The organism is Streptomyces sp. NPDC043685 (genome assembly GCF_056436585.1).
Window position 1 is genome coordinate 474,404 of sequence record NZ_JBWKCH010000006.1, and the last position, 26,711, is coordinate 501,114.

Genomic DNA, 26,711 nt, shown 5'->3' on the forward strand with positions numbered 1-26,711 from the left:
CGGAAGGGGCGGTGACGGTGGCGGCAGCCGGCGATGGCTTCGAGGACCCGTCCGCGGACGTGCTCGCCCGGGCCGCCGAGGCCTTCGGTCTGCTGGCCTCGCCCGCCCGGCTGCACATCGTCTGGGCGCTGGCGCAGGGCGAGAGCGACGTGACCGGGCTGGCCGAACGGGTCGGCGGGGCGCTGCCCGCGGTCAGCCAGCACCTCACCAAGCTGAAGCTGGCCGGACTGGTCCGCTCCCGCCGCGAGGGCCGCCGGCAGGTGTACTACGTCGACGATCCCGACATCGTCGAGGTCGTGCGGCTCCTGGTGGACCGGCTCACCGGCCGCGCCGCACCCGCGCGCCGCCACCTCCATGGCCTCTGAGACGGCCGAGGGCACCACCCATCAGGTGCTGCGCCGGCTGGAGTCGGGGCCCCGGGGGCTGACCGAGACCGAGGCCGCGTCCCGGCTGGCCGCCGTGGGCGAGAACACCCTGCCGGACCGCCGTACCTCCTCCTGGTCCCGCCGGTGCGTACGCGCCCTGCGCGACCCCTTCACCGCGGTACTGCTCTGCCTCGGGCTGGTGTCCGCCGCCGTCGCCTCCTGGGGCACCGCCGTGGTGATCCTCGCCCTGGTCGCGGTCAGTTGTGTGCTGCGGGCGAGCGGGGAGCACCGGGCCGACCGGTCCCTGGAGGCCCTGCGCGAACTGGTCGCCGGCACCGCCACGGTGCTGCGCCGCCCCGGCCCCGCCGAGCCGCCGGAGCCCCGGGAGGTGCCGGTCGCCGAACTGGTCCCCGGCGACGTGCTCCGGCTCGGCCCCGGTGATCTGGTCCCGGCGGACCTGCGGCTGCTGCGGGCCCGGGGGCTCACGGTGCACCAGGGCGCGCTGACCGGGGAGTCGGCGCCGGTGGCCAAACGGGCGGTCGACACGGACGCCCCCGACGAGTCCCACCTGTGCTTCCAGGGCAGCGCGGTCGCCTCGGGCGGCGCCACCGCCGTCGTGCTGGCGACCGGGTCCGGCACGCGGTTCGCGGCCGCCCACCGGGCCCCCGAGGCGCCCCGCGAGGACGGGGCCTTCGACCGGTCGGTGCACGGGATCTCCTGGGTGCTGATCCGGTTCATGCTGCTGACACCGCCCCTGGTGCTGATGGCGAACGCGACCCTGCGCGACCGCGGCCTGGAGACACTGCCCTTCGCCGTCGCGGTCGCCGTCGGGCTGACGCCCGAGATGCTGCCGGTGATCGTCACGACCTGCCTGGCCCGCGGCGCCGCCCTCCTCGCCCGCGCGCACGGCGTGATCGTCAAACGGCTTCCGGCGCTGCACGACCTGGGCGCGGTCGACGTGCTGTGCGTCGACAAGACCGGCACCCTCACCCGGGACCGCCCGGTCGTCGAGAGGGCCCTCGACCCGGCCGGCCGGGCCGACCCGGAGGTGCTGCGCTGGGCCGCCGTCGGCGCCTGGTGGACCCTCCAGCTCGCCGAACTGCCCGCCCCCGACGCCCTCGACGAGGCCCTGCTGGAGGCGGCCGGGCCGGTGGGCGAGGAGTACGACGGGGTGGACGCCGTGCCGTTCGACCCCGTGCGGCGGACCGCGACCGCGGTGGTACGAGGTGAGCCCGGGCGGCACACCGTCGTCGTCACGGGCGCCGCGGAAGCCGTCCTGGAGCGCTGCGCGACGCCGCCCGGCGAGCACGGCCGGCTGCTCGCCCTCGCCGCCCGGGAGGCGGACGCCGGGCTGCGGGTCCTGGCCGTCGCCACGGCCGACCGCCCGGCGGGCGCCCGCACGGCCGATGCCCGGGGCCTGGTCTTCCGGGGCCTGGTGACCTTCCGGGACGCCCTCGCGCCCACCGCCGCCGAGGCCCTGCGCGAACTGGCCGACCGCGGGGTCACGGTGAAGGTCCTCACCGGCGACCACCCCGCCACGGCGGCCCGGGCCTGCCGGGACCTGGGCCTGGACCCGGGCGAGGTGCGGACCGCCGACCAACTCGGCGACGACCCGGCGAAGGCGACGGTCGTCGCCCGCTGCACCCCCGAGGACAAGGCCCGGGTCGTGGCCGCCCTGCGCGCCGCCGGACACACCGTCGGCTTCCTCGGCGACGGCGTGAACGACGTGGCCGCCCTGCGCGCCGCCGACGTCGGCATCGCGCCCCGCTCCGCCGTGGGCGTGGCGCGGGAGAGCGCCGACGTCGTGCTGGGCGAGAAGGACCTCACGGCGATCGGCCACGCGATCACGGCCGGCCGGCACGCGAGCGGCAACATCGCCTCGTACCTGCGTGTCACGCTCTCCTCGAACCTGGGCAACGTCGTCGCCATGCTCGCCGCCGGTCTGCTCCTGCCCTTCCTGCCGATGCTCCCGGCCCAGGTGCTCGCGCAGAACCTGTGCTTCGACGCGGCGCAGCTCGCCTTCGCCCACGACCGTCCCGGCGCGGCGGCCCTGCGCGGCCCGGCCGTGCTCAGACCGCGCTCCTTCCTGCGGTTCGCCGTCGGTTTCGGGATGCTCAACGCCCTCGCCGACCTCGCCACCTTCGCCGTCCTCGCCCTGGTGCTGAACGGGCCCGACGCCCTGGACGACGAGGCCGTGTTCCACTCCGCCTGGTTCACCGAGAACCTGGTCACCCAGGCCGCCGTGATGCTGCTGCTGCGCACCGGCCGGCGCGACGCGGCGGGCAGCTCGCCGGGTCCGGTCGGCCTGGCGGCGGGCGGCCTCGCCGTCGTGGGCCTGCTGCTCCCGCCGAGTCCCCTCGGGGCGGCCCTCGGCATGACGGCCCTGCCGGCCGCCTACTACCTGCTGCCGGCCGTCGTCCTCGGCCTGTACGCGCTGGCCCTGGCGGCGGCCCGGACCCGGCACCGGCGGCGTCAGCCGTAGGTGAGGTTCGAGCAGGGGTTGTCGTCCGCGGTCCGGGCCCCGTCGGCGACCTCGGACGGCACGGCGGCCGGCGCCGGGGAGGCGGACGGGTCCGCCGCCGGGGCGTTTGCGTACGACTGCCCCAGGACGACGCTGATCCCGTCGCCGGCCGTGGACCGCAGCTCGGCCCCGGGCAAGGCCCGCGCCACGGTCCTGGCCCGGTCCTCCTGGCCCGGTCCGTACTCGACCAGCGTGCTCCCGCGGTGCTGGTCGGCGGCCGTCGCCGTGCCGGTGACGGTGAAGCCGTCCCCGGTGAGGGCGGCGGTGGCACGGGCGGCCAGGCCGGGGACGGCCGTGCCGTTGTAGACGGTGACGTCGATGCCCTCACCGGAGACCGGCGCGGGGGAGGCGGAGGTCTTGGAACGAGCTGTTCCGGTCTTCTTGCCGCCGGCGTCGTGCCCGTCGATCGTGCGGTCGGCCCGCAGCGCTGCCCACAGGACGTCCGCGTCCGGCTGGACGATCGCCACCCGGGACCCGGAGTAGCGCCAGGGCAGGGTGACGAACTCGGTGTTGTGCAGGTCGATGTCCTTCAGGCTCATCGCGAAGGAGATCAGCTTGTCGGCGGAGCCGAGGCCCGGGTCGACGGTCAGCGACTTCGTGGCGGCCTCGGCCAGCGGCAACAGCCGTGTGGGGGTGAGGCCCTTGCCCTTGACCTCCTTCAGCAGGCTCGCCACGAACGCCTGCTGGCGTTTGATCCGGCCGATGTCGGAGCCGTCGCCGATGCCGTGCCGGAGCCGGACGTAGTCCAGGGCCCTCTGCCCCGACACGGTCTGCTCGCCCTTGTGGAAGAGCAGCTTGCCGGGGGAAGTGAGATGCGGGTCGAGATCGTTCTCGTGGACGTCCTGCGGCAGGCACACCCGCACCCCGCCCACCACGTCCGTCAGCTCCGCGAAGCCCTTGAAGTCGACGACGACGGTGTGGTCGACGCGCAGCCCGGTGAGCTGCTCGACCGTGTTCTGGGTGCACGCCGGGTTGCCCTCGGCGGTCTGGCCGACCGAGTACGCCGCGTTGAACATCGTGTCCGGCCGCGCCTTGGTCCAGGTGCCGTCGGGCAGCTTGCAGGGCGGGATGGTCACCAGCGTGTCGCGCGGGATGGAGACGGCGATGGCGTGCCGGTGGTCGGCGTAGACGTGCAGCAGGAAGGCGGTGTCGGAGCGGCCCACGTCGTCCTTCTCGCCGCCGCCCAGCGCGTTGTTGCCGCCGGTGCGGGTGTCGGAGCCGATGACCAGGACGTTCTCGCCCTTCGACGAGGCGGCGTCGGGGCGGTTGTCGGAGAGGCCGCCGGAGTCGAACGTGCTGATGTCGCCGTCCAGTTCGAGATACAGCCATCCGGCGCCGCCGGCGGCGAGCACGAGCAGCGCGAGCCCGATCAGGAGGGCGGTGCGTATGCCCCGGCCGCGCCGGCGGCCGCGCCGGCGCCCGCCGTCCCGGGGCGTGGCCCGGCTGCCGTGGGCGGCGCCCCCGCTCCGGTGCCGCGGCGGGTCCGTCCTCCGATTGCTGGTGACCGTCATCGGCGTCTGCTTGCCTCTCGCGCGGGGGTTGTACAGTTGCGCAATGTAGCAACTGTCGACGAGAGGGAGGGCATGACGTGCTGCGCAACGGACTGGAGCCCTGGCACCTGCTGATCGTGGCGATCGTCGTGATCGTCCTGTTCGGTTCGAAGAAGCTGCCGGACACGGCACGCTCGCTGGGCCGCTCGATGCGGATCCTCAAAAGTGAGGCCAAGGCCCTGAAGGAGGAGGGGGCTTCGGACGCGGCACCCGCCGGGCAGGCCCGGCCCGCCATGCCCGTGGACGCCGATCAGGCCCGGCCGTGAAGCGGACCCGGCGCACCGGGTGACTCTTCACACCGGCGCACCGGGCCATTCTTCGCACCGGTGCACCGGTGACTGGGCGCGACGGACCTCAGGACTGTCCCAGCGGCGCCGACGGCACCGTCTTCGCCGCCCGGGCCTCCTTGCGGCGCTTCCTGCGACTGACGCGGGGCTCCTGGTCCGGGAGCCAGCCGAAGGCGAGGCAGCTGCCGATCACGCCCAGGAGCAGGCCGACGAAGAAACCGCCCAGGTTGGAGGTCAGCCAGGTGCCCAGGGAGACCAGCACGCCGATCACCGAGTAGAACAGGCGCTGTGCGGGGTTGAAGAGGATCAGCACGCCGCACAGCAGCATCACGGCCGGGAGCAGGTACCCGGCCAGGCCCTGCATGCCGACGTGCAGGATGACGTCCAGCGACGCCTTCAGGGTGAGCAGGACCTCCGCCCCGCCCAGGGCGAGCAGCAGCCCGCCCCAGAACGGGCGGTCGGCCCGCCACTGCCTGAAGGCGGGCCGGACTCCCTCGCGCGGACCGCGCGACATCAGCAACCCGACCCGCTGAAGCCCAGCTTCAGACCGGGCAGCTTGAACACACCGGCCGTCGTGGCGTAGTTGGTCTGCCGCAGGTTGGCGATGTGCACCGTGTCGGACTGCTGACTGAACACACCCTTGGGCCCGCGGCCCTTCGGACCGGCCTTGTCGAGCGTGCTGGCGTCGTTGCCGATCTCGATGTTGTTGAACGCGGCGTCGCCGGTCAGCTCGGTCGAGTCGGTCGTCAGATCGCTGGCGCTGACCTTCTGCGACCCCTCGCCCGCCCGGATGACCAGGTTCGTACCGCCCAGGTCCACGCTCTGGCACAGCTTGGAGAGGGTCGCGTTCTTGATCACGGACGTGACGACCAGCACCTGACCGCCGGTGTCACCCGCGTTGGGGCTGCCCTCGGCCATCTCGTCCAGGCCGCCGAACTGCGCGAAACCGGTGCCGTTCAGCTCGGTGGCGGTGACCGTGAACGGCATGCCGGAGATGGCGAACTGCACGCCCAGCGCTCCCTCGGCGGTGAGGACCGCGAGGCCGGCGGCGACCAGGGTGGCCGGCACCGCCATCACCGCGGCCCGGCGTGCCCGGACCCGTCCGCGTCGCGCGGGAGCGTCACTGGCGTCCGGGGCGGCGGCGCCGTCCGGTCTTTCGGGGGTGTGCTCGGCGGAGGGGGTCATGGCTGCTCCAGGTGCGTGTGGGTGCGGATCGGACTTCGGTGGCACGTTGCCCTGGCGCGGACATCGACCACGGACGCACGTCTCCTCGCAACTCCCGGCGGATGCAAGGGCTTTCTCGTTACGCCGCAGTAGCCATCCAGGAAGTTACCGGCGGTTACATTAAGGGTCAAGGGAAGTGTGGACAAAGAGTGTCGGTTGTGCGCCGCAGGTGAGTCGCCGCTCCTGCGAAAGGCTCACCCTGGGCACAACTCCCTTACGGAGCCTTGACGTTGCGGGAGACGCAGGTCTACAACTCTCCTCGTCCCACCGGATCCGTGGCGCCGGATCCGCCGCGCGGCACTTCCGCGTGTCCCGGACCCGCTCGTCCCCGTACGGGCATCACACCGCCCGGCACGTCCGCACGGGCTTTCCGTCGCCCGAGTCCCCCGGCATGGCCGCCCTTCCTCGAGCCGTGCCACCAGCCACCCCCCGCCCGGCCCGGCCGGAGGTCCCTTCCCGTGTGAGCCTCCGGCCGGTACCCGGCCTGCCGTTGCCGGCCCGTCACGTACGGAGAAGGCGTGACGAGCCGGCGACGGCGGAGGCCCGGCGCACCCCCACCCCACACCCCCCGCTATCGAAAGAGGTACACCCGCATGCGTACGCGCACCCTCATCGCCCTCACCGCAGCCGCCGCCGCCCTGGGCCTCGCTGCCCCCGCCTCCGCGGCCGACACCCCCGTCCTGACCACCGCCGACGGCGGATCCGTCGCGGTCGGCGACGTCCTCGACGCGTCCCTGGCGAGCGGCACCGCCGCCACCTTCCACTCCAGCGCGACCGGCACCAACGGCATCTCCTGCACCAAGTCGGCGTTCTCCGCCACCGTCACGGACAACCCGGCCGCCCCGGGCACCGCCACCGAGTCCCTGACCAAGCACAGCTTCGACACCAGCGGCTGTACCGCCAACGTCGTCGGGGTGCTCGGCGTCAGCGGCATCACCGTCGACAACCTGCCCTACACCACCAGCGTGTCCTCCGACGGCACCGTCTCCGTGGCCCCGGCCGCGGGTTCCACCGTCCAGTCCACCGTCAAGCTGCGCACCCTGCTCGGCACCATCACCTGCGTCTACCAGGCCCCCGGCCTGACCGGCACGGCGAGCAACGCCGACAACAGCATCTCCTTCACCAACCAGCAGTTCACCAAGGTGTCCGGCTCGTCGCTGTGCTTCGCCAACGCCTTCTTCACCGCCAAGTACGCCCCGGTGACCAAGGGCGGCGTCGCCGTCAACGTCAACTAATCGCTGAACAGCGGTAGTTCAGCGTCGCCGTAGTCGTACGGCCAGGGCGGCGCCGCCGGTGAGCAACAGCACCGCCGCGGCGCCGCCCGCCAGCATGGGCGCCGACGGGCCGGAGGCCGGGCCGGCGGTGACGGCCAGGGGCGTCTCGTCGCCTCGCGGTCGCGATCGCGGACCGGGACTCCGCACGGCCGTGCTAGCCGACGGCGCCTCCTCCTTCGACGACTCCTCCGACGGCGCCTTCTGCTGCTCCGTCTCGCGCTCCGGCTTCCGCGCGGGCTCGGTCTCCTGCGGCTGCTGCTTCCCCGCCTGCGGGAACACCACGTCCGAGCACGAGTAATAGGTGTCCGGCGTACTGCTGTTCTGCCAGACCGTGTACAGCACGTGCCGCCCGGCCCGGTCGGACGGCAGGGTCGCCCCGAAGCGGTAGGCGCCGTTCGTCAGGGGCGGGTCCGTCACCTCCGCGAAGGGCTTGTCGGGCAGGTCGGACCAGGACAGCGGCCCGTCCGGGTCGTAGCCGGGCTTGGTCAGGTACATCCGGAACGTGCCGGTGTGCGGGATCGTCGAGACGTACCGCATGGTCAGCGTGGCGCCGGGTGTCACCCGGGTCGACGGCCAGTCGGAGCGCGCGAGATCGAGGCCCCGGTAGGCGGGCAGCCCCCCACTGCACAGCTTCCCGTCCGGGACGACCTGCCGGTCCCGGCCGCCGACGTTCGCCACCCGCAGGTTGTCCCACGCCGTGAAGGGCCCGCCGTTCGCGGCGACGGCCGCACGGCAGGCCGCCGTGCCGGCACGCTCACCCCCTTCCGGGGAGCAGGCCACCACCCGGCTCACCGGGTCCGTCGGCGCACCGTGCGCCCGGGCCGGGCCCGCCGCCCACAGCGGGAGCAGCAGCGGGGTGACGAGGGCGGCCGCGAGTGCGGTGCGGTGTGCGGTGGTACGAGACATCCGTCTGCGTCTCCTCGGCCTGGGTGGGGCGACGTTCGGTGTGCAGTACGGGAAATCGGCCCGGTGCGTTCATCACGTCACGACCCGCGCGAAAAGGGGCCATTGGGCGCTCGACCGCCCGCCATAGAGGGTGGGGTCGCCGTCGAACCGAGGGTTTCCCCCGTATCCCGCTGACCTTCTCTTTGCCTATCGTTCGAGCACCGCTGACCCACAGGTAACCCCGAACGGGTCCGCTTCCCGCCTCACGCCTGGCCGGCCATCGCGTCGCTCTTCGCTTTTCGAACGACCCCCCTCCGCTTCGAGGACGAAGCGACCCCACCGCCGCTCCGCCCAGCCCGGAGTCCGGCCACGAAAGGCAACGACCGTGCGTATCTCCCCAGAGCTCAGACGGAAGCTGATATCCGTCGCCGCCGTCTCCGCCGCCCTGCTGACCGCAGCCCCCGCCTCGGTCGCCGTCGCCCAGGAGTCCGCCACCGCCCCGGCCGCCGTCCCGGCCGCTCAGACCGAGGCCGCCCCCGGCGCCCCGGCCGAGCGCCTCATCGTCGGCTACAAGTCCGGCGCCAGCGAGGCCAAGTCGGACAAGGCCGCCGCCGCCGACGCCGCGACCAAGGCCGAGAAGACCGGCGAGGACGTCGACTTCCAGCGCCGCCTCGGTACCGGTGCCGCCCTCGTCGAGCTGGGCACCGACCCCTCCAAGGCGTCCGTCGCCGACGTCGTCGCCCAGTACCAGGCCGACCCGCAGGTCGCCTACGTCGTCCCGGACCGTCTGAACAAGCCGACGGCCGTCACTCCGAACGACACCGAGTACAGCAAGCAGTGGGACCTCTTCGAGGCCACCGCGGGCATGAACGTCCCCGGCGCCTGGGACACCACCACCGGCACCGGCGTGACCGTCGCCGTCATCGACACCGGCTACGTGGCCCACTCGGACCTGGCCGCGAACATCGTGGCCGGCTACGACTTCATCTCGGACACCGCCGTCTCCGTCGACGGCAACGGCCGTGACAGCAACCCGGCCGACCCGGGCGACTGGTACAACGACAACGAGTGCGGCCAGGGCATCGCCGCGTCCACCTCCTCCTGGCACGGCACCCACGTCGCCGGCACCATCGCCGCCGCCACCAACAACGGCAAGGGCGTCGCCGGCATCGCCTACGGCGCGAAGATCTCCCCGCTCCGCGTCCTCGGCAAGTGCGGCGGCTACGACTCCGACATCATCGACGCCATCACCTGGGCGTCCGGCGGCACCGTGGCCGGCGTGCCCGCCAACACCAACGTCGCCAAGGTCATCAACATGAGCCTCGGCGGGGGCGGCGCCTGCTCCAGCGCCACCCAGAGCGCCATCACCGGCGCCGTGAACCGCGGCACCACCGTCGTCGTCGCGGCCGGCAACGAGAACCAGAACGTCTCCAACGCCTCCCCGGCGAACTGCAACAACGTCATCGCGGTCGCCGCCACCAACCGCTCCGGCGCCAGGGCGTCCTACTCGAACTACGGGACCCTCGTCGACATCTCGGCTCCCGGCGGCCAGACCAGCACCGGTACCGCCAACGGCATCCTCTCCACGCTGAACTCCGGCACGAAGACGCCGTCGAGCGAGAACTACGCCTACTACCAGGGCACCAGCATGGCCACCCCGCACGTCGCGGGCCTCGCCGCCCTGATGAAGTCGGCCAACTCCGCCCTCACCCCGGCGCAGATCGAGTCGGCCATCAAGGCCAACGCCCGCCCGCTGCCCGGCGCCTGCTCCGGCGGCTGTGGCGCGGGCCTCGCGGACGCCGCGAAGACGGTCCAGGCCGTCAAGGGCGGTACGTCCACCGGCACGACGTTCTCCAGCACCACCGCCGTCGCCATCCCGGACAACGGCGCGGCGATCGAGTCGCCGATCAGCGTCACCGGCCGCAGCGGCAACGCCCCCTCGGCCCTCCAGGTCGGCGTGGACATCACCCACACCTACCGCGGTGACCTCGTCATCGACCTGGTCGCGCCGGACGGTTCGGCGTACCGCCTGAAGTCCGCCGCCTCGGACTCGGCCGACAACGTGAACACCACCTACACGGTGAACGCCTCCTCCGAGGTGGCCAACGGCACCTGGAAGCTGCGTGTCCAGGACACCGCGGCGCAGGACACGGGCACCCTCAACGGCTGGAAGCTGACCTTCTGATCCTCCTTCGGGAACGCTGAACGAGGCAGGCCACCCAGCGGGCGGGCCGGCCGGTGCGGATGGGGCACCGGCCGGCCCGCCTTTACGTCTGGCCCCACAAGCCCCATATTTAGATACCGAACGCGCTGTTTCCTTTCACCAGTTGCGCTTGTTTTGCCGGATGTGCACCCGCACTCCGGCACACTGGTGTGGTGAACACCGTCTGAGGGTGAGTTATCGTGTACGGGGGGTAAAAACAAACGGCATGACCCGTTCATTTCCGTCCCGGGAGAGTTCAGCCGATGGCGAGGCAGTTGCGAGCCGAGCAGACCCGCTCGACGATCATCACGGCCGCCGCTGACCTGTTCGACCGTCGCGGCTACGAATCGACCAGTCTCAGCGACATCGTGGAGCACGCCCACGTCACCAAGGGCGCCCTGTACTTCCACTTCGCGGCGAAGGAGGATCTCGCCCACGCGATCCTCGAACTCCAGTCGCACACCGCCCGCCGGATGGCGACCGAGACCGACAACCGCGGCCACACCTCCCTGGAGGCGCTGATGCGCCTCACCTTCGGCATCACCCGCATGTCCGTCGAGGACCCGGTGCTGCGGGCCGGCCTGCGGCTCGCCACAGGCGGGATCCGGCCCCGCCCGCCCCTGAGCCACCCCTTCACCGAATGGCTGGACATCGTCACCTCCCGGCTCGTCGGCGCGGTGAAGGAATCCGACCTCCACCCGGACATCGACATCGACGTCGTCGCCCACTCGCTGGTCTGCTTCTTCGTCGGCACCCGTGTCGTGGGCCGCTCCCGTGAGCCGGTCGCGCGCCAGCCCCGCCGGACCGCGGAGATGTGGAACATACTCATCCGCGGTCTGGTCCCGGTGACCCGCCGGGCCCGCTATCTCAGCCTGGCGGCGCGCCTGGAGCGGGAGATCGCCCCCGTCTGACCGGGTCGCGGGGCGAGCCGTCCCGCGCGCCGCACCCGCGCGTTACGGTGAGGCCCATGCCCGACACCCCCTCCGCACCCGTGCTCCTCGGCAACCAGCCGGGCTCCTTCCCCCACCGTGTGCTCGCCGAGCGGCACCCCGCCGTCATCCAGCAGGTCCGCGAGGCCTTCCCGTACGAACCCGCGCAGCACCGCGCCCTCGACGACCTGCTCGTCAACTGCACCGAGGGCAGGATCGAACCCCTCCCCGCCGACGCGCACGACCGCGCCCTCTGGGACGCCTGGGGACTGCGCGCGTACACCGGCCGGTCCTGGTTCGACGTGCCGTGGCTGTGGTCCGAGAGCTGGTTCTACCGCCAACTCCTCCAGGCCGTCGGCTACTTCGGCCCGGGCCCCTGGCAGGGCATCGACCCCTTCCGCCCCTCCAAGCTCGCCGAGCTCGACTCCGCCGAGACGGACGAGGAACTCGCCGCCCTCGACGACCTCTCCGGCCTCTCCGCCACCGAACAGGCACAGGCCCTGCTGCACGGCTCCCTCTGGGGCAACCGCGCCGACCTCGGCTTCCGCCTCTCCGACGAAGGGGCGCGGCAGCCGGACGCCGTCCCCGCCCTGGTCGCCGACGACAGCGACCGGCTCTGGTCACTGCTCGACACCACCGGCCCCGACAGCGGCACCCTGTGCCTGGTCGCCGACAACGCGGGCCGTGAACTCGTCCCCGATCTCCTGCTTATCGCGCACCTCCTGGAGAGCGGGAGCATCGGCCGGGCGGTGCTGCACGTCAAGCCGTACCCCTACTACGTCTCCGACGCCACCACCGCCGACGTCGTCGACGCCGTGCGCCGGCTGACCGGAGCCGGGGGAGCGGCCGCCGCGTACGGGCGGCGGCTGTGGTCCGCCCTGGCCGACGGCCGTCTCAGCCTGCGCGCCCACCCCTTCTCCAGCGCCCCGCTGCCGTACGGGCAGATGCCCGGCGACCTGCGCGCCGAGTTCACCGCGGCCACGCTGACCATCGTCAAGGGCGACCTCAACTACCGCCGCCTGGTGGGCGACCGGCTCTGGGAGCCGACCACGCCGTTCGCCGACGTCACCGCCTCCTTCCCCGGCCCGGTCGCCGCCCTGCGCACCCTGAAGTCCGACGTGATCACCGGCCTCGACGCGGACACCGAGGCCGCCCTGGTCGCCAAGGAGGAGCAGCGCTGGCGCACCAGCGGCACGCATGCGCTGATCCAGGTGAAGGTCCCCGGCTAAGCCACATCACCTCCCCCTCGCCCGCGTTCACGCCCGATTCACGCGATGGTGTGATCATGTCCGGCCCGGCGGATGCCGCCGCGGGGCGCCGGGTAGGGCCCGGCCATGACGCAGCCGTTCGAACTCCCTCCCTTCTACATGCCGCATCCCGCGCGGCTGAACCCGCATCTCGACGAGGCCCGGGCCCACTCCACGCGGTGGGCCCGCGAGATGGGCATGCTGGAGGGTTCCGGCGTCTGGGAGCAGGCCGACCTCGACGCGCACGACTACGGCCTGCTCTGCGCCTACACCCACCCCGACTGCGACGCCCCCGCCCTGTCCCTGATCACCGACTGGTACGTGTGGGTCTTCTTCTTCGACGACCACTTCCTGGAGATGTACAAGCGCAGCCCGGACCGCGCCGCCGGCAAGGCCCACCTGGACCGGCTGCCGCTGTTCATGCCGCTGGACCTGTCGACTCCCGTCCCCGAGCCGCGCAACCCGGTCGAGGCGGGCCTGGCCGACCTGTGGGCGCGCACGGTGCCGAAGATGTCCGAGGACTGGCGCCGCCGCTTCGCCGTGGCCACCGAGCACCTGCTCAACGAGTCGATGTGGGAGCTGTCCAACATCAACGAGGGGCGGATCGCCAACCCCGTCGAGTACATCGAGATGCGCCGCAAGGTCGGCGGAGCCCCCTGGTCGGCCGGGCTCGTGGAGTACGCGACCGCAGAAGTGCCCGCCGCCGTCGCCGGCACCAGGCCGCTCAGGGTGCTGATGGAGACGTTCTCCGACGCCGTGCACCTGCGCAACGACCTGTTCTCCTACCAGCGCGAGGTGGAGGACGAGGGCGAGAACAGCAACGGCGTGCTCGTCCTGGAGACCTTCTTCGGCTGCACCACACAGGAGGCCGCCGACATCGTCAACGACGTCCTCACCTCCCGGCTGCACCAGTTCGAGCACACCGCGTTCACCGAAGTGCCTGCCGTCGCCCTGGAGAAGGGGCTCACGCCGGACGAGGTCGCGGCCGTGGCGGCGTACACCAAGGGGCTCCAGGACTGGCAGTCCGGCGGCCACGAATGGCATCTGCGCTCCAGCCGCTACATGAACGAGAACGCGGCGCGCGGCGACAGCCCGTGGCCGGGCTGCTCCGGCATCGGCACCTCGGCCGCCGACGTCCGCGCCCTGCTCGCGACGGCCGGAGCCGTGGGGGCGTCGCCCACACGGTCCGGGCAGGCGGGGAGGCTGCGTTCCTTCACGCATGTGCCGTACCGGAAGGTCGGGCCGTCACGGATCCCCGACATCCGCATGCCGTTCCCGCTGCACCTCAGCCCGCACGTGGACCACGCCCGCCGCAGCCTGCGCGCCTGGGTGGGCCGGATGGGCATCCTCTCCGAAGGCGTATGGGACGAGGACAAGCTCCGGGCCTACGACCTCCCGCTCTGCTCGGCGGGCCTGGATCCGGACGCCACCCCCGAGGCACTCGACCTCAGCGCGCAGTGGCTCGCCTGGGGCACCTACGGCGACGACTACTACCCGCTGGTCTACGGACACCGCCGCGACCTCGCCGCGGCCCGGCTCACCACCGCCCGCCTGTCCGACTGCATGCCGCTCGCCGGTGAGACGCCGCCGCCCCCGGCCAACGCCATGGAGCGGGGCCTGGCCGACCTGTGGGCGCGCACCACCGCCCAGATGGCGCCCGAGGCGCGGCGCACGCTCAAGAACGCGATCGACGTCATGACCGAGAGCTGGGTGTGGGAGCTGCTCAACCAGCTCCACAACCGGGTGCCCGACCCGGTGGACTACCTGGAGATGCGCCGGGCGACCTTCGGGTCCGACCTCACGCTGAGCCTGTGCCGGATGGGACACGGCCCGTCCGTCCCGCCCGAGGTCTACAGCAGCGGCCCGGTCCGCTCCCTGGAGAACGCCGCGATGGACTTCGCGTGCCTGGTCAACGACGTCTTCTCCTACCAGAAGGAGATCGAGTTCGAAGGCGAGATGCACAACGCGATCCTCGTCGTGCAGACCTTCTTCGGCTGCGACTACCCGACCGGGCTGGGCATCGTGCACGACCTGCTGAACCAGCGCATGCGCCAGTTCGAGCACGTCGTGGAGCACGCACTGCCCGTCCTGTACGACGACTTCCGGCTCTCTCGGGAGGCGCGCGCGGCGATGGCGACCTACGTGGCGGACCTGCGGAACTGGATGTCCGGCATCCTCAACTGGCACCGCGCGGTGGACCGTTACAAGGACGAGTGGCTGTCCCGGCGCGCCCACGGCTTCCTCCCGGGCCGCCCGCCGGCCGTGCCCGTGCCCGCGCTCCGCTGAGCCGATCCCTGTCCGCGCCGGGCCCCGGTCAGTCTCACTCGTTCGTGGCTCGTCGGCCGCCGATGTGCCGGGTAGAGCACCTGCCGTGATCGTTCCGGGATCCGCCGGAGGCGATCGGCACCACCCGGAGGCGAGCCATGGAACAGACCGCGCTGCGACCCAAGCCGATGCCGGGCCAGGAGCCCGGGCCTGCCGCGCCCGGGGCCGGATCCGGCCCGTCGAGACCCCGCCCGCACGCCGCCCGGCGCCGGGGGCGGCGGCTCCTCAACGTCCTGCTGGCCGGGTTCGTCGGCGCGGTTCTGGTGCTGTCCGGGATCGGCCTCGGGGCGATGGGCGTCTCCCTGGCCGGCAAGGGCGGGCGCTTCGGCCCGAGGGCGTGGCACACGCCGTCGCCCCCCGGCGCCTCGCCCGCCGCCGCTCCGGCCGCTCCCGTCGCCACCACCCTCGGCGTGCAGGTCATGGACGCCCGCACGCCGGGGGCCGTGGTGGTGGGGCTGCACGTGCCCGGGCCGGCCCAGGCGGCCGGTCTGGTGCGCGGTGACGTCCTCCTCGCCTTCGGCACGACCCGGATCGACACGGCCGCCGATCTGGTCCGGGCCGTGGCCCGCGCCCGGCCGGGCGCGGAGGTCAGGCTGACGGTCCGCCACCGCGGCGGCGGTTACGAGCAGCTGACCCTCGTACCGGCCGTGGCGGCGTGAAGCGCCCTACCGTCCGTCCCGGAAGCGGTCCGTGAGCCGCCCCGAATCGTCCAGGACGGGGCACACCGGGCCGGGCGAGGCGCCCCGCCCGGTGATCGGCTCGCCCTCCCAGGGGCACCGGCAGGGCGTCGGGCCAGGGCCCCCGCCCGGTGCCGTGGGGGAGGGCGGTGCGCCGCCGTCAGGGCGGTCGCCTGGGTGAATGCCCGCAGACGGCTCGCGCAGCCCCCTCCGGCCGGGCAGGATGCTGCCCGTAGCACCTTCGTCCGTCCTGGGAGGCCCGGATGACCGGAAGCACCGCCGCGCCCTTCACCGCCGACGACTACCGGGCCCGCATGGAGCGCGCCGCGCGCGCGGCCGCCGACGCCGGTCTCGCGGGCCTGCTGGTGGCCCCCGGCCCGGACCTGGTGTGGCTCACCGGCTACACGCCCCCGGCGGTCACCGAACGGCTCACCCTGCTGGTCCTCGCCGCCGGGCAGGACCCCGTCCTGGTCGTCCCCGCCCTGGAGGCGCCGGACGCCGGGCGGGCGTCCGGCGCGCCCGCCCTGACCCTGCGCGACTGGACCGACGGCAAGGACCCCTACGCCGCCACCGCCGCCCTCCTCGACCCCACCGGCCGCTTCGGCATCAGCGACAACGCCTGGGCCCTGCACCTGCTGGCCCTCCAGCAGGCGCTGCCCGGCAGCTCCTACGCCTCGCTCACCGAGGCCCTGCCGATGCTGCGCGCCGTCAAGGACGCGGCCGAGCTGGACCTCATGACGGCCGCAGGAGCCGCCGCCGACGCGACGTTCGAGGAGATCCGGGGCGTCCCCTTCGCCGGCCGCCGGGAGTCCGAGGTGGCCGCCGACCTCGACCGGCTGCTGCGCCGGCACGGCCACGAGCAGGTCGACTTCACCATCGTCGCCTCCGGCCCGAACGGCGCCGACCCGCACCACGAGGCCGGTGACCGCGTCATCGAGCGCGGCGACATGGTCGTCCTGGACTTCGGCGGCCTGAAGGACGGCTACGGCTCCGACACCTCCCGCACGGTCCACGTCGGCGAACCCACCGACGAGGAACGCCGCGTGCACGACCTCGTGCGCGCGGCCCAGGAGGCCGGCTTCCGCGCCGTGCGGCCCGGGGCCGCCTGCCAGGACGTCGACCGCGCCGCCCGCAAGGTCATCGCCGACGCCGGCTACGGCGAGTACTTCATCCACCGCACCGGACACGGCATCGGGGTCACCACCCACGAGCCGCCCTACATGATCGAGGGCGAGGAACGGCCCCTCGTACCCGGCATGTGCTTCTCCGTGGAACCCGGCGTCTACCTGCCCGGCCGGTTCGGGGTCCGCATCGAGGACATTGTGACCGTCACCGAGGACGGCGGCCGGCGCCTGAACACCACCCCGCGCGAGCTGGTCATAGTGGAGTGAGGCCCCGATGTCCCCAGCCCGCCTCCCGAACGGCAACGGCGCGACCATGACCCAGGCACCCACACCCAGCGCGGACACCGTCCGCAGACTCGTCCTGTCCCTCCTCGAAGACGGCAAGGGCACCAAGGCCGCCCCGGACGGCCGGGGCGGCAAGGACCCCCGTCAGAGCGGCCCCGGCCCCGACGTCCGGCCCGCCACCCCGGGCGCCGGACCCGTCACCTGGTGGGTCGGCACCCGGCACGTGCTGCGCCTCGCACCGGACCGCGAGGCCACCGTGCGCCAGCGCCGCGAGCTGCGCCTGCGCGACCTCGTCCGCCCGCACGTCCCGACGGCGGTGCCGGCCAGCGTCGCGCACGGCGAGTGGGCACCCGGGCTGGGCTACACGATGGACACCAAGGTGCCCGGCGGCTCGGGGGAGGAGCACGACGTGTCCGCCGTCGGCGAGGCCGACCTCGCCGGGCTCCTCACGGGCCTGCGCGAGGTGCCGGTGCGGCAGGCCGAGACGCTCGGCGTGCCGCGGGCCGCGCCGCGTTCCCTGGAAGCACTGCGCCGGGCCGCCGTACGCGCCGCCGAACGCCTCGCCGCGGCCGACGAGTTCGACACCGCACGCCTCAACCAGCTCACCGCGCCCGCCGCGTCCCAGCTCGCCGCCCAGCCCGGCTCGGCGGTCCTCACCCACCACTCCCTGACCGGCGGCCATCTCGTGGTCAGCGCCGACGGCCGGGTACGCGGAGTGCTCGGCTGGGGCGGCGCGGTCGTCGGCGACCCGGCCGAGGACATCGCCGGTCTGGCGCTCGCCGTCGGCTCACCCGCCGCCGTGCGCGCCGCCACCCTCGCCGGCTACGGCGCCCGCCCCTGCCTGCGCGGTCTGTGGCTCGCCCGCTGCGACGCCGTCGTCCACCTCGCCGAGGCGCTCGGCGGCAAGGACACCGCCCTGCCGCGGACCCGGCTGTGGCGCGCCTGGGAGCCGATCCTGCTGGAACGCGTGACGGACCTCGGGGACGCCGACGACGCCCCGTAGCGGGCCGGGCGCCCGCACCCCGTACGGCTATCCTCCGCCCATGAAGCGCACCGTCGCCGCCCGGTCGGTCCCGGCCGTCGTCCTGCTGTGCCTGGCCGGCTGCTCAGGCACCGCCGGGCCCTCCGCACCCGGCGCCACGGCGTCCCCGGCACGCCAGCGCACCCCGGCGGAGCGGCTCGGCACGCTCATGGTCACGGCGGCCGACCTCGGAGAGGGCTACTCCTTGCGGCCCTTCGACCCGGCCGCGGGGAAGTCCGTCTTCGCCCGGTCCGCGCAGGAGATCACCGGCGACGCCTGCACCCCGCTGGCGGCCATGACGCATCAACTGCCCCTCGGCAGGCCGCAGGGCGTCCTCAGCCGCCTCGTCACGACCGACGAGGCCCCCGGCACCCGCATCTACGTCACGGTCGCCACCTACGCCCCGGGCGCGGCGGTGACGGCGATGGACACCCTCCTCGCCGACGCCGTGCAGGGCTGCTCCCTCGGCTTCACCGCCCGGGCCCACGGCAGGATCGAGCTGTACTACCCCTTCGAGCCCGAGGACAGCCCCGACGCCGGCGACGAGGCACTCGCCTATCGCGGCGCCGTCACGCCGCGGGGCGGAGCGACGCGCCCGATCCGCACCGCCGTCGTGCGGCACGGGGACGCCATCACCGTCTGCACCGCGGTCGGAGGTGCCGGCATCGCGCGGCCGGGGCTCCTCGCGCCCGTCGTCGAGGCGCAGGACGCGAAGCTCCCCTGACCGCCGCACTCAGGCCTGCGACAGCACCACGCCGGACTCCCCGGGCAGCCGCACCACCCCGTCCGCCCCGGGCGCCTCCACCGGCTCCCACGCGGCCAGGACCCGCGCGTGGGGCACGCCGAGCGGCAGCTCGGCCGGCTCGGGGGCCAGGTTCACCGCCACCAGGACGTCCCCGCGCCGGAAGGCGAGCCAGCGGCGCTCCTCGTCGTAGGCCACCTTCGTGTCAGCGAGGTCCGGGTCGGTCAGATCCGGCTGCTCGTGGCGCAGGGCGAGGAGCCGCCGGTACCAGGCCAGCACGCGCGCGTGGGGCTCGCGTTCCGGTTCCGACCAGTCGAGGCAGGAGCGGTCCCGGGTCGCCGGGTCCTGCGGGTCGGGAACGTCCTCCTCCTTCCAGCCGTGCGCGGCGAACTCCCGCCGCCTGCCCCGCCGTACGGCGTCCGCCAGCTCCGGATCCGTGTGGTCGGTGAAGAACTGCCAGGGCGTGCCCGCGGCCCACTCCTCGCCCATGAAGAGCATCGGCGTGAACGGCGCCGTCAGCACCAGCGTGGCCGCGCACGCCAGCAGCCCGGGGGAGAGGAGGGCGGAAAGCCGGTCCCCCTGCGCCCGGTTGCCGACCTGGTCGTGGGTCTGGCTGTAGCCGAGCAGCCGGTGCCCGGCCACCCGCGAGCGGTCCAGCGGACGCCCGTGGTGCCGCTCGCGGAAGCTGGAGTACGACCCGTCGTGGAAGTAGCCGCCGGTGAGGGTCTTGGCGAGCCCGGCCAGCGGGGCGCGCGCGAAGTCGGCGTAGTACCCCTGCGCCTCACCCGTGAGCGTGGTGTGCAGGGCGTGGTGGAAGTCGTCGTTCCACTGCGCGTGCAGCCCCAGGCCGCCCGCCGCGCGGGAGGTGATGAGCCGGGGGTCGTTCAGGTCCGACTCGGCGACCAGGAACAACGGCCGCCCCGTCTCGGCGGCCAGCGCGTCCACGGCCTCCGACAGCTCCTCGAGGAAGTGCCGGGCCCGCGTGTCCACCAGCGCGTGCACCGCGTCCAGGCGCAGCCCGTCGAGCCGGTAGTCGCGCAGCCACGCCAGCGCGCTGCCGATCAGGAACGCGCGCACCTCGTCCGAGCCGGGCGCGTCCAGGTTGACCGCGGCGCCCCAGGGGGTGTGATGGGTGCCGGTGAGGTACGGGCCGAAGACGGGCAGGTAGTTGCCGGACGGCCCGAAGTGGTTGTGCACCACGTCGAGCACCACGCCCAGCCCCAGCGCGTGCGCCCGGTCGACGAAGCGTTTCAGCGCCTCGGGCCCGCCGTACGGCTCGTGCACCGCCCACAGCGAGACGCCCTCGTAGCCCCAGCCGTGCGTGCCCGGGAAGGGCGTGAGCGGCATCAGCTCCACGTGCGTGACGCCCAGTTCGGCGAGGTGGCGAAGCCGCTCGGCGGCCGCGTCCAGGGTGCCCTCCGGCGTGTACGTCCCCACGTGCAGCTCGTACAGCACCGCGCCCGGCAGCGGCCGCCCCTGCCATCCAGCGCGCCACGCGAACCGGTCGTGATCGACGACCGCGCTCAGCCCGTCGGGGCCGTCCGGCTGCCTCCGCGAGCGCGGATCGGGCAGCACGGGCCCGTCGTCCAGCGCGAAGCCGTACCGGGACCCCTCGCGCGCCTCGGCCTCGGCCCGCCACCAGCCCGCCCGTTCCGGATCGCGCTCCATCGCGCGTGTGACGTCGTCGCACCGCAGCGTCACACGGCCGGCCTGTGGTGCCCACACCTCGAACTGCACGGACGGTTCCCCTTCGTCTGCTCACCGTGATGTAGCCCGTCCATGGTGCGTCAAAAAAGATCAATCCGCTGGCGCATCCACCCATTTGCGGCGGGTCTCACCGGGTACGCGCGCGGTGGTGGCCGATTTCCCGTTTTCTGGACAGCCCGGCCGCGCTGCCCGACAATCACGAGCGTGACGTCGTCCTTCGAGTTCAACACGTTCCCCGCGCGGCTCTCCGACGCGGAGCGCGACCGGGCGCTGAAGGTCCTCCGTGACGGCGTCGCCATGGGCCGTCTGTCCCACGACACGTTCGTGCGCCGCATGGAGCTGGCGCTCGCCGCCCGCCGCCCGGACGAACTCGCCGTGCTCACCGCCGACCTGCGCACCGAGAGCCGGGTCGCGCGCGTGGTCTTCGGCACCGTCGAGGCGGTCTCGGGGTTCACCGTCCGCATGCGCCGGGCCTGGCAGGCCGAGCGGCTGCCCAAACTGCTGCTGCCCCACCCGGCGCACGGCCATCCGCTGCGCATAGGCCGTGACCCCGCCAGCGGACTGCGCCTCAACCACGAGACGGTCTCCCGCGTGCACGCCGAACTCCGGCACCAGGGCGGCCTGTGGGTCCTGCGCGACCTCGGCTCCACCAACGGCACGACGGTCAACGGCCGGCGTGTCGTCGGCGCGGCCGTCGTCCGCGAAGGGGACCAGGTCGGGTTCGGCCGGGTCATGTTCCGGCTGTCGGCCGGCTGACCGGAAACGGAGCCACGCCTTCGCCCTGGCCTGGGGATTGCCGTGTGCCGGTCCCGTAAGCGTGGCTGAAATGCCTTTGCCGTCCACGGTGTTGACGTACCCCTGAAGTCGTGACTCACTGTGCGTACGCCATCTACACCTGGTGAACCGACGGCACCGCATGGGGAGGTGTGCCCTGCCGCCCCTCCCGCGCTATCCGACCGTCGACGAACTGGGCGCCCGGGCCACCGCCCTCGTCGCCCGCCACCCCCGTGACGCCCGCCTGCGCCGGGTCGGCACGTCCCGCGCCGGCACCCCCCTGTGGCTGCTCTCCGTCGGCCACGGCAGCCGCCAGACCCTGGTCGTCGCCGGCCCCCACGCCAACGAACCGGTGGGCGGCGCCACCGTGCTGCGCCTGGCCGAGCGGACCCTGGCCGACCCGCGGCTCACCGAGGGCGCCGACGCCACCTGGAACCTGCTGCTGTGCCTCGATCCGGACGGCTCGCGCCGCAACGAGGGCTGGCTGACCGGCCCCTACACGCTCGGCCGGTATGTGCGGAACTTCTTCAGACCCGGCTTCCTGGAACAGCCCGAGTGGCTGCCCGACGGCGCGGCCGGCGCCGCCCTGCCGGAGACCCGGGCCCTGCTCGGTCTCCAAGACGAACTGCGCCCGTTCCTCCAGTGCTCCCTGCACGGCGTGGACATCGGCGGCGGCTTCGTCGAGCTCACCCACGACCTGCCGGGCTTCGACCGGCGCCTGGCGCACATCGCCGCCCGGCTCGGCATCCCGCGCGAACTCGGCGCGTACGACGCCCTGTACTGGCCCGGGCTCGGGCCCGCCGTCTACCGGATCCCGCCACCGCGCCGGGCCGGTCTGGCCGCGGCCATCACGGAGGCGGCCGTCGAGTCCACGTGGTTCCACCCCTACCGGCACGGCACCGTCACCGCGGTCGTCGAGGCGCCCATGTGGGGCGTGACGGCCGTGGCGGACGGTTCCCCGCCCGCGCACCGGGACGCCGTGCTGCGGGCCGTCAGCCGGACCCTGCGCCACGACACGGGCCTCCTGCGGCACCTGCTGGCCCGGATCCGGCCGTACCTGACCACGCCGGACGCGGCCCGTCTGCTCGCCCCGGTCGACGACTACCTCCTGGTCTGCCCCGGCCTCGCCGACGCCTGGGACCCCGACACCGGCGACAGCCCGGCCCACCCCCTGCCGCCGCTGAGCACCGCCCACCTGGTCGCCCTGAGCATCTCCGGGCGGCGGCTGGCGCTGCGCACGGCGGGGCTGCTGCACCAGCTCGTCAGGGCCGCGGGCCGGGACCCGGCGGGGGCGCTGCCGGAGCTGGACCGGCTGATCGACGCGTGGTGCGCCGACTACCGTGACGGCTGCCGGGCGCGCTGGATCCCGGTGGCCCGCCAGGCCGAGTACCAGGCCCGCGTGGTGCTGGCCGCGTTCGAACTGGCGGGACGGCAGGCGCCCGTGGGCCCGGGGCCGGGCGAGCCGGTACCGGGCGAGCCGGTACCGGTGCAGCGGGACTGAGACCGCGACCGGGACGGAGACCGCGACCGGGACGGAGGACCGCCCGGTCACCCCTGGGCCTTGTCCGGCACGGCCCCCGCGACGACGGCCCTACGGCGCCGCCTCGCGCGCGTGCAGCGCCGCCGCCACCACCGTGCGGGACTGGTGCTCCACCTGGTGCTCCAGCGGCACCCAGCGGGCGCGGAAACGTTCCGCGAAGGCGTCGCTCCAGGTCGAGACGAGCTCCTCGAGCTGTTTCGCCGCTCCGTCGTCCGTCCCGCGCAGCACCCGCAGCAGCATGGCCGCCGCCCGCAGCGGCACCCGGCGCGCGAACGCGTCCACGCTGCCGACGTACGCCCGGGTGAGGTCGGCGGGCGGGGTGTGGATCAGGTCGGACGCCAGTCCCGGCACCAGCTCCAGCCCCCACCGGGCGGCCCGCAGCAACGGCCCGTCCAGGTCCGCCAGCCGGGGCAGCGCACCGTCGAGGACCCGGGTCACCTCCAGAGCGTCGCGCTGGAGCCGGCGCGCCAGCCGCCCGATGGCCGCCGCCGGAGCCGGATGCGGAGCCGGGTCGTCCACCAGGTCGCTCGCCCACATCGGCACCTCGACCACCGCGGTCAGCCCGCCGTAGCGGTGGGCGTGATACCAGGTGCTGTGCCGCGCGTCGTCCGGCAGGCTCGGGTACGCCGGCCCGATGTCCGGCGCGGGCATGACGTGCACGCCCGGCCCGGAGGCGGGCCAGCCCGCGGCGTCCGACGCGCCGGTCTCCACCGGGATGTGCAGCTCCGCCGCGGACTTCCCGAAGGGCTCCGCGAGCCCCGGCACGTCCTTCGTCAGCTGCACCCAGCTGCCGCCCAGGTCCGTGCCGTGCAGGGTGACCTGGAGGTAGGGGCGCAGCTCGTCGATGACACCCGTCAGGGCCAGGGTCTCCGGCGGCAGCCGGTCCGGCGGCAGCACCGACGGCGCCCACTCGGGCTGCTCGGGGCCCGCCGGCCGGAAGAAGCCGAGGTGGTAGTCGAAGAGGCTGCGCGGCGCCGGCGTCACGTGCAGGCTCGCCCCGTCGGGATCCGCGCACAGCAGGAAGTGCCAGGAGATGCCGTCCCGCAGCTCCCGCTGCTCCAGGACCCGCCGGGCGAGGGCGAGCAGGGTGCAGGAGCCGGTCGGCTCGTTGGCGTGGGCGCCGGCCACCACCAGTACGGCGCGGGGGGCCCGGCCCACGGAGAGCAGGTGCAGGGGTCTGCCCGCGCGGGAGGCACCCACCTGCCGCAGGGTGCACACACCGGGGCGCTGAGCGGTCAACGCCCGGGCAGCAGAGAGCTGTTCGTTCACCGTCGGGTAGCGCAGCTCCGGCAGGACACTCACCCCCGTCACATCCGCCCGAGTTCGCCATCGCAGTACCCCACGGCCATGGTGCGGTGTCAAGGGCGCCACCGGGGAGGCTCCAGGGGGCGCCCGGAAGCACGGGCCGCCGGTCACCGCTGGTGCAACCCCCGCCCCGCCAGGGTCAGGAACACCTCGCCGACCGCCTCGGAGAGCGTGGGGTGCGGGTGGACGTGCCGGGCCACGTCGGACGGCTCGGCGTCCCAGCCGACGATCAGCTGGCTCCCGGCGATCATCTCCGACACGTGCGGACCCACCAGATGCACGCCGAGCACCCGCCCGCCGGTCTCGGTGACGACCTTCACCATCCCGCCCTGCCCGTGCACCATGCCCTTCGCGACGGCGGTCAGCGGCATGGTGCCGGTCTCCACCTCGTGGCCCCGGGTGCGTGCCTCGGCCTCGCTCAGCCCCACCGCGGCCGTCTGCGGCGACGAGTAGGTCACGCGGGGCACGGCCGTGTAGTCCACCGGCGCGGACTCCACGCCCGCCAGCGTCTCGGCCACCAGCAGCCCTTCCGCGAACGACGCGTGGGCCAGTCCGAGCGACGGCGGCGGCAGCAGGTCGCCCACCACGTGCACCCCGGGCACGGCCGTCTCCAGCCGGTCCCAGCGGGCCGGCTCGACGAACCCCCGCGCGTCCGTGACGAGCCCCGCGGCGGCCACGTCCAGGCCGTCGGTGACCGGCACCCGCCCCACCGCGACGAGCAGCCGCTCGGCCTCCACGGTGAGCGTCTCGCCCCGGGCCGTACGCACGCGGGCCCGCACCCCGTCGCCGAGGACCTCGGCGTCCAGCAGGCGGGCGCCGGCCCGGACGTCGATGCCGCGCTTCTTCAGGCCCCGGGCCAGATGACGGCTCACGTCCGCGTCCTCCAGCGGCACGATCCGGTCGGCGGCCTCCACCAGCGTGACCTCGGCGCCCAGGGAGCGGTGGAGCGAGGCGTACTCCACCCCGATCGCGCCGCCGCCCAGCACCAGCACCGACGCCGGGAGCCCGGGGGCGAAGAGGGCGTCGTCGCTGGTCACCACGCGCCACCCGTCCGGCTCGAGCCCCGGGAGCGTGCGCGGCCGTGAGCCGGTGGCCAGGACCAGCCCACGGCGCGCGCAGAGGTCACGCACGCCGGGTTCGCCGTGCACGCCCTCCACCCGCACCGAGCGCGGCCCCGTGAGGCGGGCGCTCCCCTCGATCACCCGCACCCCCGCCCGATCGAGGTGCGCCCCCACCCCCCGGTGGTTGCGCGCCACGATGTCGTCGCGCGTGGCCACCAGAGCCGACCAGTCGACCGCGTCCACCGTCGCCTTCACCCCCCAGCGGTCGCGGGCCTCGGCGATGCCGTCGACGAGTTCGGCCGCGTGCAGCATCGCCTTGCTGGGGATGCAGCCGCGGTGCAGACAGGTCCCCCCGACCTTGTCCCGCTCCACGAGCACGACCTGGAGACCGAGGGCCGCGGCGCGCAGGGCGGTGCTGTAACCGCCCGTGCCGCCGCCGATGACGATGACGTCCGCTGTGTCCATGCCATCAGCCTCCGCCCGGCCCTTGCCATGAGTCCAAGGCAATGTTCTTGTGGCATCGATGCACGGTGTTTATGGGGGAGGGCCATGAGTCTGCGGCAGATGGAGTACTTCCTGACGGTCGTGGAGGAGGCCTCCTTCACCCGCGCGGCCGAGCTCCTGCACGTCTCGCAGCCGGCGCTCTCCCACCAGATCAAGGCGCTGGAACGGTCGGTGGGCGGCGCCCTGCTGGAGCGCATGCCGCGCGGTGTGCGCCTGACGCCGATGGGACGTGCCTTCCGGCCGCACGCCGAGCTCGCCGTGCGCAGCGCCGCCCAGGCCCGTCGCGCGGCCCGGGCCGCCGCCGGGGCGGAGGGCGGTGAACTCCACATCGCAGCCGTCCACTCCGTCGCGGTCGGCGTCCTGCCGGACGTCTTCGCCCGCTGGCGCGCCGCCCACCCGAGGGTGCTGCTGCACCTCCACGAGTACGCCACCTCGCAGGCCCTGCAGGAGCAGGTCGAGCGCGGCACCGCCGACCTCGCCGTCGGCCCGGCGCCCGTCGACTGGCCGGGGACGGTGGTGCCGGTCGGCGAGGAGGAGATCGTCCTCGTGGTCCCCTTCGACGACCGGTTCGCCGGCCGCGCCACGGTGACGCTGCCGGAGCTGGCCGACCGCCCGTGGGTGCGCTGCGCCATGGAACCGGTCGTCCACGGCGAACGCTTCCTCGACTGGGCGTGCGGCCGCGCCGGCTTCACGCCGCGCACCGCCGCGTTCACCGAGCACACCTCGACGGCGGTACGGATGGCCGCGGCGGGCGTCGGCGTGTGTGCCGCGCCCGCCCACATCGTCCGGGACGCGGTCGGCGAGGGCTGTGTCGTCCTGTCGCCCGACCCGCCCTGGAAGCGCACCCTGACGGTCTACTCACGCGTGGCGCCGACCGCCGCCGCGGCGGCCTTCGTCGAACTGCTGCACAAGGCCTGGCCGCACCCACGCGTCCTGCGGAACCCGCCCTACGAGACCTGCCCTGAGGACGACGCCGCGGTGGCCTGAGTGCGGTCCCCGGGGTGGGGCCGTTGCCTGGGTGCGATCGGCCCGGTGCCGGGGCGATCGCCTGGGTGCCGCCGCCTGAGCGTGGTCGCCGGGTTCGGGCGGTCGCCCTGAGCGTCGTCGCCCAGGCGACCTCAGGCGTCCACGCCCCGCGGTCGCCCTGCGTTCAGTCGCCCA

22 protein-coding genes are annotated in these 26,711 nt (G+C 74.0%); 15 read left to right on the plus strand and 7 right to left on the minus strand.

Annotated features, from left to right (window positions below; genetic code table 11):
* Window positions 1–17 precede the first annotated feature (17 nt).
* Window positions 18–365, plus strand: coding sequence for an ArsR/SmtB family transcription factor (locus AC0665_RS22025; protein ID WP_363119205.1), 348 nt, complete (start codon window positions 18–20; stop codon window positions 363–365).
* On the plus strand, window positions 355–2,847 hold the full coding sequence (gene mgtA / locus AC0665_RS22030) for a magnesium-translocating P-type ATPase (RefSeq protein ID WP_478705628.1): 2,493 nt from the start codon (window positions 355–357) through the stop codon (window positions 2,845–2,847). Before AC0665_RS22025 ends, mgtA begins: the two co-directional genes overlap by 11 nt.
* On the opposite strand, the gene AC0665_RS22035 is transcribed toward mgtA, so the two are convergent.
* Window positions 2,838–4,397 (minus strand): LCP family protein, encoded by a 1,560-nt coding sequence (locus AC0665_RS22035; RefSeq protein WP_478604002.1) that lies wholly within the window; start codon window positions 4,395–4,397, stop codon window positions 2,838–2,840. The genes mgtA and AC0665_RS22035 overlap by 10 nt on opposite strands.
* Window positions 4,398–4,474: 77 nt before the next feature.
* Here AC0665_RS22035 and tatA point away from each other — a divergent pair, with 77 nt between their 5' ends.
* Window positions 4,475–4,702, plus strand: a complete 228-nt coding sequence (gene tatA, locus AC0665_RS22040; protein ID WP_468631737.1) for a Sec-independent protein translocase subunit TatA — start codon at window positions 4,475–4,477, stop codon at window positions 4,700–4,702.
* Between the two features lie 88 nt (window positions 4,703–4,790).
* Here tatA and AC0665_RS22045 read toward each other — a convergent pair whose 3' ends face one another.
* Complete coding sequence (locus tag AC0665_RS22045; protein WP_478604000.1) at window positions 4,791–5,237, minus strand: DUF6114 domain-containing protein; 447 nt, start codon at window positions 5,235–5,237, stop codon at window positions 4,791–4,793.
* Window positions 5,237–5,908 carry a DUF6230 family protein gene (locus AC0665_RS22050; RefSeq protein WP_478603998.1) on the minus strand — a complete coding sequence of 224 codons (672 nt, stop codon included), beginning with the start codon at window positions 5,906–5,908 and terminating at the stop codon, window positions 5,237–5,239. Before AC0665_RS22050 ends, AC0665_RS22045 begins: the two co-directional genes overlap by 1 nt.
* Window positions 5,909–6,540: 632 nt before the next feature.
* Between AC0665_RS22050 and AC0665_RS22055 the strand changes: the two genes are divergently transcribed.
* Window positions 6,541–7,182, plus strand: a complete 642-nt coding sequence (locus AC0665_RS22055) for a Tat pathway signal sequence domain protein (RefSeq protein WP_363119022.1) — start codon at window positions 6,541–6,543, stop codon at window positions 7,180–7,182.
* Window positions 7,183–7,200: 18 nt separating this feature from the next.
* Here the strand turns inward: AC0665_RS22055 and AC0665_RS22060 are convergent, their stop codons facing one another.
* The gene (locus AC0665_RS22060) at window positions 7,201–8,127 is read right to left on the minus strand and encodes a lytic polysaccharide monooxygenase auxiliary activity family 9 protein (protein ID WP_478603996.1); all 927 of its coding nucleotides are present in this window, start codon (window positions 8,125–8,127) and stop codon (window positions 7,201–7,203) included.
* A gap of 364 nt (window positions 8,128–8,491) precedes the next feature.
* On the opposite strand from AC0665_RS22060, the gene AC0665_RS22065 reads away from it, so the two are divergent.
* The 8 genes from AC0665_RS22065 to AC0665_RS22100 all read left to right on the plus strand — a co-directional run bounded on the left by AC0665_RS22065 (window position 8,492) and on the right by AC0665_RS22100 (window position 18,641).
* Complete coding sequence (locus AC0665_RS22065; protein ID WP_478603994.1) at window positions 8,492–10,291, plus strand: S8 family peptidase; 1,800 nt, start codon at window positions 8,492–8,494, stop codon at window positions 10,289–10,291.
* 281 nt (window positions 10,292–10,572) lie between these two features.
* Window positions 10,573–11,220, plus strand: a complete 648-nt coding sequence (locus AC0665_RS22070; protein ID WP_363119025.1) for a ScbR family autoregulator-binding transcription factor — start codon at window positions 10,573–10,575, stop codon at window positions 11,218–11,220.
* Between the two features lie 56 nt (window positions 11,221–11,276).
* On the plus strand, window positions 11,277–12,467 hold the full coding sequence (locus tag AC0665_RS22075; protein WP_478705629.1) for a damage-control phosphatase ARMT1 family protein: 1,191 nt from the start codon (window positions 11,277–11,279) through the stop codon (window positions 12,465–12,467).
* Between the two features lie 105 nt (window positions 12,468–12,572).
* The gene (gene cyc2 / locus AC0665_RS22080) at window positions 12,573–14,771 is read left to right on the plus strand and encodes a germacradienol/geosmin synthase Cyc2 (RefSeq protein ID WP_478705630.1); all 2,199 of its coding nucleotides are present in this window, start codon (window positions 12,573–12,575) and stop codon (window positions 14,769–14,771) included.
* A 137-nt stretch (window positions 14,772–14,908) separates the two neighbouring features.
* Window positions 14,909–15,469: a PDZ domain-containing protein gene (locus tag AC0665_RS22085; protein ID WP_478603988.1), complete on the plus strand. Its 561-nt coding sequence runs from the start codon at window positions 14,909–14,911 to the stop codon at window positions 15,467–15,469.
* Between the two features lie 281 nt (window positions 15,470–15,750).
* On the plus strand, window positions 15,751–16,878 hold the full coding sequence (locus AC0665_RS22090; RefSeq protein ID WP_478603986.1) for a M24 family metallopeptidase: 1,128 nt from the start codon (window positions 15,751–15,753) through the stop codon (window positions 16,876–16,878).
* A gap of 46 nt (window positions 16,879–16,924) precedes the next feature.
* On the plus strand, window positions 16,925–17,899 hold the full coding sequence (locus AC0665_RS22095; RefSeq protein ID WP_478705713.1) for an aminoglycoside phosphotransferase family protein: 975 nt from the start codon (window positions 16,925–16,927) through the stop codon (window positions 17,897–17,899).
* A gap of 40 nt (window positions 17,900–17,939) precedes the next feature.
* Entirely contained in the window at window positions 17,940–18,641 is a 702-nt protein-coding gene (locus tag AC0665_RS22100) for a hypothetical protein (protein WP_478705631.1), read from the plus strand.
* Window positions 18,642–18,650: 9 nt separating this feature from the next.
* On the opposite strand, the gene treZ is transcribed toward AC0665_RS22100, so the two are convergent.
* Complete coding sequence (gene treZ / locus AC0665_RS22105; RefSeq protein WP_468403032.1) at window positions 18,651–20,396, minus strand: malto-oligosyltrehalose trehalohydrolase; 1,746 nt, start codon at window positions 20,394–20,396, stop codon at window positions 18,651–18,653.
* A gap of 174 nt (window positions 20,397–20,570) precedes the next feature.
* Here treZ and AC0665_RS22110 point away from each other — a divergent pair, with 174 nt between their 5' ends.
* Together AC0665_RS22110 and AC0665_RS22115 are read left to right on the plus strand one after the other, a co-directional pair.
* Window positions 20,571–21,122, plus strand: coding sequence for an FHA domain-containing protein (locus AC0665_RS22110; protein WP_478510365.1), 552 nt, complete (start codon window positions 20,571–20,573; stop codon window positions 21,120–21,122).
* Window positions 21,123–21,282: 160 nt separating this feature from the next.
* A complete protein-coding gene (locus AC0665_RS22115; protein WP_478705714.1) occupies window positions 21,283–22,641 on the plus strand; it encodes a M14 family zinc carboxypeptidase in 1,359 nt (452 codons plus the stop codon).
* A gap of 90 nt (window positions 22,642–22,731) precedes the next feature.
* Here the strand turns inward: AC0665_RS22115 and AC0665_RS22120 are convergent, their stop codons facing one another.
* Together AC0665_RS22120 and lpdA are read right to left on the minus strand one after the other, a co-directional pair.
* Window positions 22,732–23,982: a M14 family zinc carboxypeptidase gene (locus AC0665_RS22120; protein ID WP_478603985.1), complete on the minus strand. Its 1,251-nt coding sequence runs from the start codon at window positions 23,980–23,982 to the stop codon at window positions 22,732–22,734.
* Between the two features lie 110 nt (window positions 23,983–24,092).
* The gene (lpdA, locus tag AC0665_RS22125; RefSeq protein ID WP_478603983.1) at window positions 24,093–25,511 is read right to left on the minus strand and encodes a dihydrolipoyl dehydrogenase; all 1,419 of its coding nucleotides are present in this window, start codon (window positions 25,509–25,511) and stop codon (window positions 24,093–24,095) included.
* Between the two features lie 84 nt (window positions 25,512–25,595).
* On the opposite strand from lpdA, the gene AC0665_RS22130 reads away from it, so the two are divergent.
* The gene (locus AC0665_RS22130) at window positions 25,596–26,537 is read left to right on the plus strand and encodes a LysR family transcriptional regulator (protein WP_478705632.1); all 942 of its coding nucleotides are present in this window, start codon (window positions 25,596–25,598) and stop codon (window positions 26,535–26,537) included.
* Window positions 26,538–26,711: the final 174 nt, after the last annotated feature.

Coding starts and splice junctions, on each gene's coding strand:
- AC0665_RS22075 (WP_478705629.1), top strand. CDS start 11,277: ATGCCCGACACCCCCTCCGCACCCGTGCTCCTCGGCAACCAGCCGGGC.
- AC0665_RS22130 (WP_478705632.1), top strand. CDS start 25,596: ATGAGTCTGCGGCAGATGGAGTACTTCCTGACGGTCGTGGAGGAGGCC.
- AC0665_RS22045 (WP_478604000.1), bottom strand. CDS start 5,237: ATGTCGCGCGGTCCGCGCGAGGGAGTCCGGCCCGCCTTCAGGCAGTGG.
- AC0665_RS22060 (WP_478603996.1), bottom strand. CDS start 8,127: ATGTCTCGTACCACCGCACACCGCACCGCACTCGCGGCCGCCCTCGTC.
- lpdA (WP_478603983.1), bottom strand. CDS start 25,511: ATGGACACAGCGGACGTCATCGTCATCGGCGGCGGCACGGGCGGTTAC.
- AC0665_RS22115 (WP_478705714.1), top strand. CDS start 21,283: ATGGGGAGGTGTGCCCTGCCGCCCCTCCCGCGCTATCCGACCGTCGAC.
- AC0665_RS22050 (WP_478603998.1), bottom strand. CDS start 5,908: ATGACCCCCTCCGCCGAGCACACCCCCGAAAGACCGGACGGCGCCGCC.
- mgtA (WP_478705628.1), top strand. CDS start 355: ATGGCCTCTGAGACGGCCGAGGGCACCACCCATCAGGTGCTGCGCCGG.
- AC0665_RS22095 (WP_478705713.1), top strand. CDS start 16,925: ATGACCCAGGCACCCACACCCAGCGCGGACACCGTCCGCAGACTCGTC.
- AC0665_RS22100 (WP_478705631.1), top strand. CDS start 17,940: ATGAAGCGCACCGTCGCCGCCCGGTCGGTCCCGGCCGTCGTCCTGCTG.
- cyc2 (WP_478705630.1), top strand. CDS start 12,573: ATGACGCAGCCGTTCGAACTCCCTCCCTTCTACATGCCGCATCCCGCG.
- AC0665_RS22035 (WP_478604002.1), bottom strand. CDS start 4,397: ATGACGGTCACCAGCAATCGGAGGACGGACCCGCCGCGGCACCGGAGC.
- AC0665_RS22085 (WP_478603988.1), top strand. CDS start 14,909: ATGGAACAGACCGCGCTGCGACCCAAGCCGATGCCGGGCCAGGAGCCC.
- AC0665_RS22090 (WP_478603986.1), top strand. CDS start 15,751: ATGACCGGAAGCACCGCCGCGCCCTTCACCGCCGACGACTACCGGGCC.
- AC0665_RS22070 (WP_363119025.1), top strand. CDS start 10,573: ATGGCGAGGCAGTTGCGAGCCGAGCAGACCCGCTCGACGATCATCACG.
- AC0665_RS22055 (WP_363119022.1), top strand. CDS start 6,541: ATGCGTACGCGCACCCTCATCGCCCTCACCGCAGCCGCCGCCGCCCTG.